13 protein-coding genes are annotated in these 14,678 nt (G+C 46.8%); 7 read left to right on the top strand and 6 right to left on the bottom strand.

The window, feature by feature from the left end; translation table 11 throughout:
* The coding region (locus GX117_14855) for a glycosyltransferase (protein NLO34607.1) at window positions 1–906 on the bottom strand (906 nt) is incomplete at its 3' end.
* A 285-nt stretch (window positions 907–1,191) separates the two neighbouring features.
* Here GX117_14855 and guaB point away from each other — a divergent pair.
* Entirely contained in the window at window positions 1,192–2,667 is a 1,476-nt protein-coding gene (gene guaB, locus GX117_14860; protein ID NLO34608.1) for an IMP dehydrogenase, read from the top strand.
* Window positions 2,668–3,492: 825 nt separating this feature from the next.
* Entirely contained in the window at window positions 3,493–4,605 is a 1,113-nt protein-coding gene (gene dnaN, locus GX117_14865; GenBank protein NLO34609.1) for a DNA polymerase III subunit beta, read from the top strand.
* A gap of 105 nt (window positions 4,606–4,710) precedes the next feature.
* On the opposite strand, the gene GX117_14870 is transcribed toward dnaN, so the two are convergent.
* Together GX117_14870 and GX117_14875 are read right to left on the bottom strand one after the other, a co-directional pair.
* Window positions 4,711–5,922, bottom strand: a complete 1,212-nt coding sequence (locus GX117_14870; protein ID NLO34610.1) for an aspartate aminotransferase family protein — start codon at window positions 5,920–5,922, stop codon at window positions 4,711–4,713.
* Window positions 5,923–6,049: 127 nt separating this feature from the next.
* Window positions 6,050–6,454 (bottom strand): Rrf2 family transcriptional regulator, encoded by a 405-nt coding sequence (locus tag GX117_14875; protein NLO34611.1) that lies wholly within the window; start codon window positions 6,452–6,454, stop codon window positions 6,050–6,052.
* 393 nt (window positions 6,455–6,847) lie between these two features.
* On the opposite strand from GX117_14875, the gene GX117_14880 reads away from it, so the two are divergent.
* Entirely contained in the window at window positions 6,848–8,143 is a 1,296-nt protein-coding gene (locus GX117_14880) for a Gfo/Idh/MocA family oxidoreductase (protein NLO34612.1), read from the top strand.
* A gap of 138 nt (window positions 8,144–8,281) precedes the next feature.
* On the opposite strand, the gene GX117_14885 is transcribed toward GX117_14880, so the two are convergent.
* Window positions 8,282–9,559 carry a Gfo/Idh/MocA family oxidoreductase gene (locus tag GX117_14885; protein NLO34613.1) on the bottom strand — a complete coding sequence of 426 codons (1,278 nt, stop codon included), beginning with the start codon at window positions 9,557–9,559 and terminating at the stop codon, window positions 8,282–8,284.
* Window positions 9,534–10,523 carry a hypothetical protein gene (locus GX117_14890; GenBank protein ID NLO34614.1) on the bottom strand — a complete coding sequence of 330 codons (990 nt, stop codon included), beginning with the start codon at window positions 10,521–10,523 and terminating at the stop codon, window positions 9,534–9,536. Before GX117_14890 ends, GX117_14885 begins: the two co-directional genes overlap by 26 nt.
* Before the next feature lie 203 nt (window positions 10,524–10,726).
* Between GX117_14890 and GX117_14895 the strand changes: the two genes are divergently transcribed.
* From GX117_14895 to GX117_14905, 3 genes are read left to right on the top strand one after another with little or no spacing between them, the layout of a single operon-like run.
* A complete protein-coding gene (locus GX117_14895; GenBank protein NLO34615.1) occupies window positions 10,727–11,017 on the top strand; it encodes a helix-turn-helix transcriptional regulator in 291 nt (96 codons plus the stop codon).
* A 47-nt stretch (window positions 11,018–11,064) separates the two neighbouring features.
* Window positions 11,065–12,372, top strand: coding sequence for a hypothetical protein (locus GX117_14900; GenBank protein ID NLO34616.1), 1,308 nt, complete (start codon window positions 11,065–11,067; stop codon window positions 12,370–12,372).
* Window positions 12,373–12,377: 5 nt separating this feature from the next.
* On the top strand, window positions 12,378–12,641 hold the full coding sequence (locus GX117_14905) for a thioredoxin family protein (protein ID NLO34617.1): 264 nt from the start codon (window positions 12,378–12,380) through the stop codon (window positions 12,639–12,641).
* 255 nt (window positions 12,642–12,896) lie between these two features.
* Here GX117_14905 and GX117_14910 read toward each other — a convergent pair whose 3' ends face one another.
* Entirely contained in the window at window positions 12,897–13,784 is an 888-nt protein-coding gene (locus tag GX117_14910; protein ID NLO34618.1) for a 1,4-dihydroxy-2-naphthoate polyprenyltransferase, read from the bottom strand.
* A gap of 226 nt (window positions 13,785–14,010) precedes the next feature.
* Here GX117_14910 and GX117_14915 point away from each other — a divergent pair, with 226 nt between their 5' ends.
* On the top strand, window positions 14,011–14,613 hold the full coding sequence (locus tag GX117_14915; GenBank protein NLO34619.1) for a M23 family metallopeptidase: 603 nt from the start codon (window positions 14,011–14,013) through the stop codon (window positions 14,611–14,613).
* Window positions 14,614–14,678 lie beyond the last annotated feature (65 nt).

The raw sequence follows: 14,678 nt of genomic DNA on the forward strand, positions 1-14,678 counted from the left end.
ATATAAAGGTTTGCGTTGGGTCTCTATGTAAATACGCCCCACATATTCACACATCAAACCCGTAACCATCAGTTGCATGCCGCTCAAAAAGAAAAACGCGGCAATAATTGATTCCAACTGTTGAATATTACCGTAAACCAAGCGAAAATAAAGGACACGCATGCCCATCAAAAATCCGGCAACGGCACAAAGCCCGCCTAAGATACCCACCATTTGCAAGGGTATAATGGTCACGGAAGTAAGCATGTCGAAACCGGTGCGCAGCAATTTAAGGATGCTGTATTTGCTGCTGCCGTGTTTGCGTTCAGCGTGACGCACCTTCACCTCTTCCGCACGGCCGCCCAGCATGGCAGCATCCACAGGCAGATACCGGCATCGATGAGAAAACTCCAGCATGTGATCAACCATCGTGCGGCTGAATCCCTTGAGCGAACAACCATGATCATGAAATTTAAAGCCGGTAACCCGTTCGGTGTAGCGATTCAATAAAAAGGATACACCTTTACGGAAGAAACTGTCTTTTCGATTAATTCGCCAGCCGCTGACCATATCGCAACCGTCGACAAGTTTTTCATAGAGCAGAGGAATATCTTCGGGATAGACTTGTAAATCAGCATCCATCATAAGAATATATTGACCCTGCGCCTGAGAAAAGCCCGCATAGAGTGCGGCGGTTTGTCCGAAATTTCGGGACAGCTGGATAACACGCCACCGTTTATCTTTTTCCCGTAAATCGCGCATTAGGCGCAGTGAGTTATCTTGACTGCCGTCATCAACGGTAATAACTTCCCACGATGATCCCAAATTGTCCAAAACCGCCGTCGTGCGGCTATACAATTCCTCCAGACTCGCAGATTCATTAAATACAGGAATCACAAGTGACAATAGGGGGGAATCACTATTCATGGACGCATTTTCCTCTCTATGCCTAGACGGGCTTCGACAGACCTTTTTAAGGCACCGCAATTATTTCATGGGCTTTGGTAATACATGATACCTTAAGTTTCGCCGTCAAATAAAAAGATTCTGAGATTATTCAAGATCTATCCATAGAAAATGCTGATATTCGTGTGCCTCCGAGAAAACACTGAAAGAGAGTAGCCTTTTCACAGAAGACTATTGTATACTTTAATTCATAAGGTGAATAATATCTTTTGCACGGCATTCCCATCAAAAACTTACTGAGGTCCCATGAAATCTGAAATAAAATCAATTCCTGAAGGTCTTTCTTTCGATGATGTACTCCTAGTCCCGGCACGATCCTCCTATGTACCCCGAGACATCGATTTAACGGCACAATTAACGGACAGCATAAGCCTGAAAATCCCGCTGCTAAGTGCGGCCATGGATACGGTGACCGAATCCCGCCTCGCCATTGCCATAGCGCAAGAAGGAGGTATCGGTGTCATCCATAAAAATCTTACCGTGGAAGATCAGGCGGAAGAAGTGGATCGTGTTAAACGCTCACAAGCCGGTATTATCACGCACCCCTTCACCTTGAGCCCGGAACATAAATTGCAAGATGCGGAAAATTTGATGTCGCGCTATCATGTTTCAGGCGTGCCGATCACAGACCAAACGGGTCACCTTCTCGGTATCCTGACCAACCGTGATTTACGTTTCGAAGAAGATCTCGAAGTACTCATTGCAGAAATCATGACGCCCCGGGAACGGCTCATCACCATGAAGCCCGGAACGGATATTGAAGTGGCAAAACGATTGCTCCATAAACACCGCATTGAAAAATTGCCCGTTGTGGATGATGATTTTAAGCTGGTGGGATTACTCACCATTAAAGATATTGTGAAAGCCCGAGATTTTCCCAACCGATGCACCGATGATATGGGCAGGCTCCGCGTAGGGGCGGCTGTAGGCATCGGTCCCGGCGAAATGGAGCGTTGCGAAGCACTCATAGCCGCCAGCGTTGATGTCCTTGTCTTGGATTCCGCCCACGGACACTCTGAACTGGTTCTCAAAAGTCTGCGCGAAATTCGAAATGCCTTTCCTAATGCGCAAGTGGTTGCCGGCAATGTCGTTACCGAAGAGGCCGCCTCCGATTTGATCGATGCGGGCGCGAACGCTATTAAAGTTGGTGTAGGCCCCGGCGCTATTTGTACCACCCGTGTTATCGCCGGTGTGGGCATCCCCCAAATCACCGCTATCATGAATGTCTCGAAAGTCTGTAAAAAACGGGGCATTACTGTTATTGCAGACGGCGGTATCAAGTATTCCGGCGACATTGCCAAAGCGATTGCGGCAGGCGCAGATACGATCATGGTCGGCAGCCTTTTCGCAGGCACCGAAGAAAGTCCCGGCGAAAAAGTACTCTATGAAGGACGTACCTATAAACTGGTACGGGGCATGGGCTCTGTGAAAGCCATGCAGCAGGGCAGTAAAACGCGCTATATGCAATTTGAAACCGATGCGGCTAAAATGGTGCCTGAAGGCATTGAAGCGCGGGTTCCTTATCGTGGTAATATCGCCGATTATGTATATCAGTTGATGGGTGGATTGCGCGCTGCCATGGGTTATTGCGGATGCGGTAATCTTAAAGCCATGAAACAGGATGCTCAGTTTATACGCATGACTTCCGCGGGATTACGGGAAAGCCATCCTCATGATGTTACCATTATCGAAGATGCGCCTAACTACCAAATACCGAGTTGATCCTAAAAAGTAGTACCCTTGCAGCGTATCAATCCTAATTGTAACACTTTGATGTTTTTTCCGTTCCAATAGGGAACTATAGCAGGGCAGCCATAAAAATAGGATATGACTGCGTTTTTGAAAATTTAATCTCGAAATTCTAAGGTACCTTGTATCCTTTACCCGAAAATCCTGGCTTTAACCCCAAGATATAGTGGTTAAGAATAGAAGTAAATGGAATTGTTAATAACTTGTGGATAATCTCTGGAACAGACTTTTCCATAAAAAAAGTGCGCTTCTTCTCTAAGCCCTTAAACTCTTATATTTTAAGCCTATACCTACAAGATTGTAAAGAGATTTCCTAAATAGATATTAACTAACTTATTGATATCTATAAAGATAAAAAATAGGTTTTTTGAATGAAAAGAAAAAGCATGAAAACAAAAAGAGTGTTCCACGGACTGTGTATAACTCCGCTCCAATACGGTTTTCATTGTGTAAAGGCTAGTTTTTTTGCTGTGGATAACTTTCAATTTTTCCGTGAAACAATGAGCGGCAGCCGGCTGTTAACAAATCCCTCGGTTTTTGTGAAAAAAAGTTTTTCTTATCCACAATTTAGCACTCAACAAGCCATTTGTTGTATCATATGTTATCCACAGTAGTGGATAGAGGTGGAAAACTCAGGCAAGTTTTCCAGAAGTTATTCTTGCCCCATAGCCTTGCTGTGACAGGGCTAAACTGAGTTATCCAGATATCCACAGCCTCTACTACTACTACGACTTATTTTATATATAAACTAGTTAGTATAAAAGAGTATAAGCTATCCACAACATAGGGAGGGCGTTCATGAAGATTGTCATTTCCAGAGAAGAACTAAAACGGGCAATCAATATTGTTAAAGGCATTATTTCGTCGAAGGTTTCATTTCCAATCCTGTCCAACGTATTAATGGAAGCGGAAAACAACCTCCTTAAATTCAGTGCAACTGATTTACGAATGAGCATCGAATACACAGTGGACTGCAATGTGGAAGTTGCCGGCGCCCTGACTCTTTCCGGTCAGCGTCTGTCCCTATTATTAAATGAATTGCCTGATGCCGATGTTACACTTGAATTATTGGAGAATGGCATCGTCGAATTGCGTTGCGGCGGTGTAGAAACCAAACTTTTCAGTATGTACGCTGAAGAATTTCCGCCCATCAACAAATTCGATGATGTTGAGCCTATCATGCTGAGGCAGGCACAACTAAAGAAACAGTTTCAGAAGACCTCCTTCGCTATTTCTACCGATCAATCCAGACATAACCTTACCGGCTTGCTCTTGGAAGCACGGCAAGGTGAATTACGAGCTGTTGCTACCGACAGCCGCCGCCTGAGCCTTGCTGTAAGCACGGAAACCTTGAGTACCGACCAAGAGATTAAAGTGATTATCCCGTCAAAGATGGTTCATGAACTGCAAACGCTGCTCAGTGATGATCCTGAGAAGATGGTCGATGTTTTCCTTGCCCAGAGCCAAGCCTGCTTCAAGTTCGATAATATCTGTATTATTACGGCCCTTATCGAAGGCGGTTTTCCAAATTATGACGCTGTTATCCCCAAATCCATGGAAAATGAAATTATTCTCGAACTTAGCCCCTTCATTCAATTGGTGCGTCGTGCTACGGCCATGACGAACGATAGATTTAAGAATGCCCGCTTTACCTTTGAGCCGGGCCTTATCCAAGTCTATGTAAAAACACCTGAAGTAGGTGAGTATGAAGAAGAACTTGCGGCTGAATATTCCGGAAACAGTTTTTCTATTTCCTTTAACCCCTTCTTTTTGCTGGATGTGTTGCGTTTCATCGAAACAGAGCGCGTATGTATGTTGATGAAAGACGGCGGAAGCCCTGCTCTTATTAAACCCTTTACGGAAGCGCCTGTAGATACCTATGTCAACGTGATTATGCCTATCCGCAATTGACCTTGTCTTCCTGTTGTATCTAGAACGATAAAAAAATCACCCGCAGTTCTTCATGAAGGTCGCGGGTGATTTTTTATATTCGGGCGTAATCAAGTCGGGAAGCATTTAAAGCGCTATTTTTGCCCATGCCTTTTCTATTAGGCTGAAACCATGATTGAGTTCTTTTTCTGTAATGATAAGAGGCGGGCTGATACGCAGCACTTTTTGCGCAAGGGGTCCCAAGAAATGGACACCTTCTTTTCCTGTTCCGTGGTAGGCAGCCAGCACACAGCGGTTCGCACGCTCAGCACTATCCATTTCAATACCATAGACCATGCCCTCGCCCCGTACGGCTTGGATGAAGGGGAAACGCTCTTGTAATGCTTCCAACTTCTTTTCAAGGAGGACCATTGTTTTACGAACTTGGCTCACAATCTTTTCTTCCTTAAATACATCAAGAGTGGCACAGACTGCCGCACAAGCTGAAGTGGAAGCACTGTAGGTATCGGAGGCTTCTCCGTAGTCAAGGGCTTCAATTAAGTCCGTCCGTCCGGCAACCACGGCGGCAGGTTCACCATTGGCAAGACCTTTGCCTAACACAACGAGATCCGGTTGTACACCGTAGGTTTCAAAGGCATACATATTACCGGTACGGCCGAAGCAGGATTGAACCTCATCAAAGATAAAAGGAATATCGTTTTTGTTGCACCATTCTTGGAGTAAGGCATGATACCAAGCGGGCGGATGGTAGGAGCCTTTCGCGCCTAAATACGGTTCTGTTATGAGCAATGCAATTTGTCCCGGATAAGCTTTGCTGAGCGCGTCAAGTTCCTTTTGGAAAAAGGCGGGATCTTCATCACCGCTCATGGGAAAAGAAATAAACTTTACATTCGGGTTTTTACTCGATTCACCGCTCACATCGTCGGCAAGTCCTTTTTTTCCGTGAAATCCATAGCGTGTCGCAACCATGATAGGCCGATCGGGATAACGGTGCAGTGTTGTCCACATGGCTTTTTGGATGGCTTCAGAACCGCTCGCTGCCCATAATAATTTTTGGGCCTTCGGATTTTTCTTCATGGTTTTAAGGAGCCGCTCAGAAGCTTCCGTAAAAAGTTCCGTTACCATGTTATAGGCGTTACGCGGCAGCCCCTTCCTATAGTCTGCCCAATATTTTTCATAGGTGGGATGAAGATAACCAAGGTTTTGAACCAGTACGCCGGAGGTAAAGTCCACCAATTTTTTGCCGTCTACGGTCCAAAGTGTGCAGCCCTTAGCTTTTTCCACAACAACCTGCGTGGGTGTATAGGTATTTTGTCCGTGGCCCACCAGTTTCGCCATCTTTTTACGAATACGATTTGCTTTGGGTTCATGATCATGGGTGATATTCAAGGTATATTCCCTTTCTAAAGGTAGTGATATAAAAAATAGCAATGTGCTTGGGAAAAACAACCCCTAAAATTACAGTTCAAATGTAGAACATCGTTGATTTGGTGATACTTTCAGCAATACTTTCCAAGGTTATATTCGATAATTCTGATCCCAGAATTTTGATAACCTTTTCCCAAAAGATGTGCCAGTCTTTCGACGCGTTGGTCAACGATATGGTAAAAGGGCCTTCGATCGCTTCGATAATTTCAAGTAAGGTAATGTTGGATGGATGCCGTGTCAAAAGATAACCGCCTTGCGCGCCCCGAATACTGCGGATTAATTCAGCCCGTTTCAACTGCAATAAAATATGGGTCAAATATTTATTTGGGATGTCATGATGGTCCGAGATATGGCGTGTGGAAACGGGTACATTTTTACTAAAGTTTGTTGCAAGTTCGACCATTGCACGACATGCATAGTCACATTTACCTGAAATGTTCATCCTGTATTCCGATCCGAGTTAAGAAAAAAAAAGCTATGAATGTATATCAACAGACGGGTGATCAAAGAATTCCAAAGGCGTCATGATCCGCTGTATTTTATACAGCAATATACATTTTTTAAGCGAATGTTTTAATGTGCTTAAGTACTTCACGATAACACAGCTATATTGGTAAGCGCAAAAGGAACTTCAAAAAAAATAATTGAATAATTCTATCATTTATAGACACTTTAGATCTTACAAGTATTGCTTTAGAAAAATCTGAATCTTGTCTTTCCTATTCAAAGCCTTTATAATTCAAAGACACACCCGTTGTTGTTGTGGGTACTCCTAAAATTGTAGGAACGAGACTGCTTACCGGATTTTTGACACGCTTAAAAAGGAAGGGAAATTATGGTTTCCAGACGTGATTTTATTCAACAAAGTTCTATTTTAGCGGCAGGCGCTATGTTAGCCGCCCGTCATACAGCTGCGGCTTCCGAGCGTATTCGATTGGGTATCATAGGGACAGCAAATCGCGGGGGACAATTGATGGATGCCCTGGCACCGCACGGCGATGCGGAAATGGTAGCCTTTTGTGATGTCCATGGCGTTGCCCTCGAACGGTGGCGCAAAGAATTCCCTAATGCTGATTTCTACGGTGATTACCGGCGGATTATCGAACGTGACGATATTGACGGCGTGCTCATTGCCACACCCGATCACTGGCACGCCATACAGACGGTGGAAGCCTGCCAAGCCGGTAAAGACGTGTATATTGAAAAACCGCTTGCCTTAAAAATTGCGGAAGGCAGACGTATCGTTGATGTGGCGAAAGAAACCAAGCGTGTTGTTCAGAGTGGTTTACACCGGCGTTCCTCACCTTTCTACAAAGAACTGGCAACGGAAATACAAGCAGGTCTCATCGGGAAAGTGACTTCTGCAATCTGTTATCGTGTCAGCAATATGACCCCCGACGGTATCGGCCATGGTACCATATGTGATCCTCCTGAAGATTTAGATTGGGATATGTGGATCGGACCGCAACAGATGCGTCCCTATCAAGATAATATCACCCCTTATAAATTCCGATGGTGGAAGGACTACTCCTCCCAACTTGCGAATTGGGCGGTTCATTACTTTGATATGATACGCTGGATTCTCGGTGAAGGAGCGCCTATATCTGTCGTCGCTATTGGTGGAAAATATGCAGTCGACGATGACCGCACGATTCCCGATACCATGCAAGCCGTATTCGAATTATCCCAAGGTGCCTTGCTTACCTTCAGCCATTTAGAAGCAAGCAATAATCAGCTCCTGTCACGACCTGCAGAAATCGAGTTGCGCGGTACTTTAGGGACCCTCTACGTGCGCGGCGGCAGCTATGAGATTATTCCTGAACGGGGCGGTCAATTCATGGATCCCGCCTTGCGCATGGAACCCATAAAGAAGGCTGTTGACAAAGAAGATTTTGTGGATCTCACCACGGCGCATATGCGCAACTTCCTTGATTGCATCAAATCACGAAACAGACCCAACTGTGATGCCGAAGAAGCGCATATATCGACCATCTATGCACACTTGGCTAATATCTCGCTTGATACACGGCTGCGCTTAGATTGGGATCAAAATACAGAAAGAATAACCAACAGCACTGAAGCCAATGAAGGACTTCAATATACGTATCGTGAACCGTGGAAGCTCAGTTAAGGGGCATATTTCCCATGTCCTTAAGGTTTTAAGAGTAACCTAAGTTCTAAAAGAAGCATTCCGCCGTCCTCGTTATGATTCTGAGGATGGCGGAACATCTTTTTTATAGAGCGGTTTAATAATCGTTGTGCTGTGCCATTACACGATTAGGCATTCCTTCTCATGATCAAAGAAAACGGTTTTCCCTTCGCGCAACGATAAAAAGGCCATAATCAGTGCTGTCTGCACGTGATAAGCCAGATCCATGGGGCTGCTCGTATTCGGTACACCAGTTCGACTGCAATGAATCAATTCCTGAAAATGGTGAAGCAGATTTTCTGATTTATCGATGATGTACGTCTCTTCTTTTTGATCCGTGCCGCGGTTCGGCATAAAGAGAATTTTATTATCCCGTACAGTCAAAGTGCCATCCCATCCACGAATTACCGGGATACGCCCGCCTGATCCGCGTTCTTCCGTTCCTTGAAAATCATTGCCTTGGGTACCGAGTACAGCAATGGTAAACTGTTCCGGGAAATCGACGAGCATATTGAAGGTATCAGGAATCTCGCGTTCACTATAGCGGAATTTGCCGCCCGTGGCTACAGCCTTATCAGGAAGCCCTGCATTCATCATGTGCATGACGGGTGTCAAAATGTGAGGGAAAAGATCCGTGCAAGGTCCGCCCGCATAATCTTCATACATCCGCCAGCGGAAGAAACGGCTCACGTCAAAATCACGGGATGGCGCATCACCCAAAAACGCTTCCCAATCCAGATCGGGACCGGGCTTAGCGTCCGCATCATCAATGGGCATTCCTGCTTCGCCCCAGTCGCCCACACGGAAATAGCCGCATTCCGCATGGATGGGTTCACCAATCTTACCTTCACGAACCATCTCCCCAATTTGACGCCACGCGGAATCGCTCATACCTTGAGTACCGCATTGGAACAAACGTCCTGAAGCGGCCGTAGCTTTAGCCAGTTGTTTCGTCAGTTCAAATTGACGCCAGTGGGTGACCGGTTTTTCACAGTAAATGTCTTTGCCTGCAGCAAGGGCGTCCAATGCTTGATAACCGTGAATGTGATCCGGTGTGGCAATGCTCACAATATCCACGGCTGGATTTGCAAGCAGTTCCCGATAATCCATGTATTTGTGGGGCACGTTAAATTGTGCAGCCGCTTTATCCAAGCGCGGGCGATAGACATCGCAGACGGCAACGAGTTCAATGGTCTTATCCGTCGCGGCAATATGCTGTAAAGTTTGCAGATGACTGTTACCGCGGCCGCCACAGCCAATGACGGCTACGCCCAGTTTTTCAGAAGCGGCATGAACAGTCCGTCTTCGCAGTGATGTCGCTGCTGCAACAGCCGCCCCGGAAAGAATGGAATGCTGAAGGAAAGCACGGCGGTTAACGCCGCGATCGTGGATGGTCATGTACGGGTCTCCTCATAGGTTGAAAATGTTCTCTATGCTGCTGATGCGTTAAACTGCACCATTCTTTATATAAGGCTTCAATCGTCGCTTCATCGACAACACGATCCCACGATGCCAACCCGTAAAGGATGGACAAGGGGCGCGGTCCCTCGACAGTTAAAGGATTACGGGATAAATTAAAAGTGGCAGAAAGATAAGCGAAAGGATCTTTCATCGTGAACCACAGGGTAGGGCGTGCATTATCTTTCGCCGCAAAAAAAGCAACGGTCACCGGCGTATTGTCATCGTTAACCGTGTAAGCGCACCAAGACGCTTGGGCAAGATGATGAGGACCATCATCAAAACTGCCGGTCTCGTCATCAGCAAAGAAAAAGCTGCCTTTTTGCGCCATGAAATCCGGAAAGCGCATTCCTAATCCGTGATAGATCGTACCTGTAAGGCTTACACTGGGGTGGTTGCGCGAGCGGGTTAAATCGGAGCGCCAGGTCAGCAACTGCACCGCCGGGTCTCCAATCCAATGGTGGATCAGCGTGCGTTCTTCCTCCAAAACGCGGCTTTGCGCATCCTCTTCTTGCCATTGCACGCGGGTTGTGAAACGAGCTGAATCAGTTTCCAATTGGATATTACTGAAACGCTGGTGTTCTTGTCGTCCTGCGTCCTCGGCTTCTTCCCAAAAATTAATATCATTTACAGTGACTGCATACATGAGCCCATGGTGATGCTTGTGATCTTCCGGTGCATCAGACAGCAGATTTACGCCCTTCTTGGTGAACCAAGACTGTAGATATCCCTTGAAGGGGACGTCTCCATATCGGTATTGGAATAGGGGTGTGTCCCCGTCATGAAGCGCCAAGGTCGTTGTGTCCATATGGAAGGACAGCGAGGTGTCTTGTGGAGCGCTTGGTTCCGTTGCAGAAAAAGCAACGCCAAAACTCAGCCAAGCCGATAGGATAACCATAGCCATAGGAAAATGCTCCTTTCCTTCTTCACAGTAGCAGGCGGTGCAGCAAACAGTATGTACGATCAAAATAAGTATATGAATTTAAGGAGGGTAAATAAAACTCTTCCAAGAAAGATTATTGTTGCGATGCCTTTTCCGGGCGGCATATTCGCGATAAAAAGTGACTCGGAACATTATGATATACTACGGAATAACATAAGGAGAAAATGGTGTTAACCTATCAAAAGAAAACCTATGAGCCCCACGCGGCCGTATTCAAAGCCCTGGGACATCCTGTCAGACTTTGGATTGTTTCTCAGTTGGCCGATGAACGTGAACATTGTGTATGCGAGTTTGTCGACAAAACTACCATCAACTTTTCAACGGTATCCCAGCACTTACAAGTCTTAAAAGGTGCCGGCATTGTTGGTGATGACAAGCGCGGTAAACAAGTGTATTACAAACTGCTGCGCCCCTGTATTTTAGACTTTGTCGCTTGTTTAAAACGAAGGTCTTGATTGTTTGTTAGTATAAACAGTATGTCATTCAACGAAATAAGAGAAGCATGAAACTAGACTTGTTGAAAACACAATGGCGGTGGATACTCGGTCTCTTCGTCGGATTTATAAGCATTTTCTATCTGCCCGTGGGCACACCTCGCTTTAATCAAGCCCTGCTCGGAGCTTGTGAATTGCTGAAATCCTACGCTAGGGAGCATGTGTTATTGTGTTTGGTGCCCGCCCTTTTTATCGCGGGCGCCGTAGGCGTTTTCATTAGCCATGGATCAATCCTAAAGTACCTGGGTCCTAAGGCGAACAAAATAATGGCCTATTTAACGGCCTCTGTCGCCGGGACGGTATTAGCCGTTTGTTCCTGTACCATTTTGCCGCTCTTTGCGGGCATTCATCGCCGCGGCGCAGGTTTGGGACCTGCAATCGCTTTTCTGTACTCAGGACCCGCTATCAATATCATGGCAATCGTTATGACCGCTCGGGTGCTGGGTGTTGAACTGGGCACTGCCCGCGCTGTGGGAGCCGTCAGTATGAGTATTATCATTGGTCTGTCCATGCAGTTCATCTTCCGTGAGGAAGGCACAGGTGCGGAGGACGACGACGGGGGCAGCGATGGTACTCCACGACCCATGTGGCAAAGCCTTCTCTTTTTTGGCAGCATGATCGCGATCCTCGTTTTTGCCAACTGGGCCGTGTCCGAGCAAGGCGGCAGCGTATACGCCGCCGTAGGACATATTAAGTGGCAGCTTACTACATTATTCGCCGTCCTATTGGCGGTCATACTTGTAATGTCCTACAGACTTGCCCTGCCTAAGATGATCATGATCGTGCTGCCCGTGGCCGCTTTGGCTTTTTATTTTCCCCATGTACCTTTACTTGCCTTTACCGCCGGTTTTTTGGGCTTAGGCTTTTTTACAGCAACGGCCGATGAGGGGGAGTTACGAGAATGGTTTGAAGTCAGTTGGGATTTTGCCAAAAAGATTCTGCCCCTGCTTTTTATCGGTGTTTTCGTGGCGGCCTTGTTATTAGGACGGGCTGATCATGAGGGACTCATTCCCGAAAGGTGGATTGTGGGGATGGTAGGCGGTAATTCATTGTGGGCGAATTTCTGCGCCTCCTTGGCCGGCGCTTTTATGTATTTTGCCACGTTGACGGAAGTGCCTATTGTGGAAGGATTGCTGAGCGCAGGAATGGGAAAAGGACCGGCTTTAGCGCTGTTGCTGGCGGGTCCCGCCTTGTCGTTGCCGAGCATGCTTGTAATCGGCGGCGTGCTGGGTTTTCGTAAAACAACGGTATTTGTTGCCTTGGTCGTTATCTTCTCAACTTTGGGAGGATTCGTCTTTGGTTTAATGAAAGGATAAAACAAATGGATATTAAAATCTATGGTACAGGCTGCAGTAAGTGTCACAAATTGGCAGATAATGCCGCGGCAGCCTTAGAGGAAAGCGGCATCGTCGGTAAAGTCGAAAAAATAACGGAAATGGCGGCGATTACAGCGGCGGGCGTGATGATGACACCTGCACTCACCATGAACGGAAAAAAGCGGAGCAGTGGACGTGTACTCACGAAAGATGAAATACTAAAGATGATTATTGAAGAGAGCGGCACGGATCCAGATAATCCGTATTAACCTATGTGATATGTGTGCAGGAACACGATAAATAGTAAAATGAACGACAGGGATAGTAAAGCAATATACGAAAAAAACAAGTTATACGGAAAGGCCACGTAACGGCGCTCACTTATATATCAGTAAAGTCAAAGGCTATTGCTCTAAAGTATAGCAATAGAATTTGTGAACGTTGAAAGGAAAAGTCCTAACATCAAGGAAATAGGGAGGTTAGCTGAGAATCTTCTTATACCGAGCTCCTTAACGCCATAGGATTTAGAAGCCGATCCAGCCCAAAGAGAGGAGTACTGCGTAAAGGAGTAAGGCTTTTCCCGTATGAGCGAGTCCGTCGTTCAGGGCGGCGCCGTCGGTTTCCGTGAAAACAACGCGCATACAATAAGCGGCAGGCGCAAGAGCGAGTACAGCGATGCACACAAGGATCTGCCCGGTATAAATGACCGTCAAGATAGGGATTAGCACAACGGCTACGAGTATACATAGGGTATATTGGATTCTGCCGTAAAGGACACCAAAGCGTACTACCAGCGTTTTTTTACCGGAGCGGCGGTCTTGATTCACGTCACGCAGGTTGTTTACGGTGAGAATGGCGACGGAAAGGAGACCAGGTCCCCAGCCCACCCAAAAAGGCAGCCAATCCCACGTCTGCGCCTGTACATAATAGGTACCGGCAACAGCCACAGGACCGAAGAAGACGAGCACAAAAAGATCGGCAATCCCGGAGTGGGCTAAAGGTAGGGGACCGGTACTGTAAAGCACCGCAAAAAGAAGGGAAAGAATCCCAATAACAGCAATAGGCCAGCCTCCTCGATAGACGAGATAGACGCCGATGAGTGCGCTCAGCAATAGGGCAATGATCATCGCCAGCTTCGTTTGGCGCGGCGTAGCAAGTCCGGCTTGGGTGACCCGAAGGGGGCCCAGACGTTCGCCCGTATCAGCGCCCTGTACATAATCATAATAATCGTTGGCGTAATTGGCAGCGATTTGGATGAGCAGGGCGCCCAATAAGGCACATGCTGCAGCTACAGGATGAAAAGTCTCAGCCTCGAAGGCGAAGGCAGTACCGAGGATAACGGGCGCGGCGGCGGCAGGAAGAGTTTTGGGACGTGCCGCCAGAAACCAAATCTTTATAAAAGACGATGACATAGATTCCTTTCCATCTATGAGCCTAAAAGCGGTTTAGAAGGCAGACCGGAATACCTCACCGCTCCAATAAGTGATATTATACTCTGTTGCTCTCAGCACTAGGTAAAGGCTTTATTTTCCGTAAAAAAAAAGATGCAGAATACCCAACATAAAAGCCCAGTATCCTGTATACTAAAGGATAGGAACCTTAAGAAAGGGCTTTTCTGCACGGAGCCAATTGAACAGCATGAAATGGAAGCCAATTATTAAAATACTTGTACCCTTCCTTGTCTTGGCCTTTACGGTGCCCCTACTACTCTGGCTATTGCTTACGGGACCTCAGGATCTCAGTCTTTTTCCACAACCCGAAGATTCGCCCTACTTCCTACCCTATCCAAAGGGGCGCTCTTATTTTTGTGTGCAAGGCGTGCGCGGTGTGGTAAGTCATCGCGGTACAGGTCGATTTGCCTACGATTTTCTGATGCCCGTAGGGTCACCTGTCTGCGCTGCACGGGAAGGCGTGGTAAGTCGAGTTGTCGATGAGCATGATGGCCACGGCTACAAGCATCCTAACAACCTTATTGCAGTGACTCATGAAGACGGAACCATTGCGTGTTATGCCCATATCTGTAAGGGCGGCGCCCGTGTTCATGTTGGAGAAAGCGTAAAGGTTGGCGCCCATATCGCCGACAGCGGTCATGTGGGGCATAGTATGATGCCTCATTTGCACTTTCATGTTTATGATCCGAGTGTGAAGGAAACGGTTCCAGTTTCTTTTCGGGATGTAAATAAACACCGGGGCGTCCCGCGTATGTTCCGTTGGTATCAGTCGGTGGAAGAGGGAACCTAAGAGCTGTAGTCAAGACCTGCGGGAATTTGGAGCCTTATATCGGGCGTGTGTTCCACGTGGAACAC

It is taken from the genome of Candidatus Hydrogenedentota bacterium (assembly GCA_012523015.1).
Classification (GTDB): Bacteria; Hydrogenedentota; Hydrogenedentia; order Hydrogenedentales; family CAITNO01; genus JAAYBJ01.